The 220-nt window shown below is 40.5% G+C and carries 1 pseudogene; it reads right to left on the minus strand.

Annotated elements, in window-relative coordinates:
• Positions 1-220 (minus strand): annotated as a pseudogene (locus H3S88_RS13220) (IS3 family transposase); the annotation flags it as partial.

Consider the following 220-nt stretch of genomic DNA (forward strand, 5'->3'; position numbering starts at 1 on the left):
TAACCCTGCTGTTTTATGCCTGCCAGCACTTCGTCCAACTATCTCTCGATTACTGACATCAACAATCACACAAAGGTAGTGCCACCGCTCTTTAACCCTCACATAGGTTAAATCTGTCACCAATATTTTTCGTGCTTGACCTATCTCAAACTCTCGATTAAGTTCATTCCCCACACTCGATTCATTACTTTTTCCAACGTGAATACGATATTTTTTACAG

This window comes from Gilliamella sp. B14448G11, assembly GCF_016101765.1.
GTDB lineage: Bacteria > Pseudomonadota > Gammaproteobacteria > Enterobacterales > Orbaceae > Gilliamella > Gilliamella apicola_N.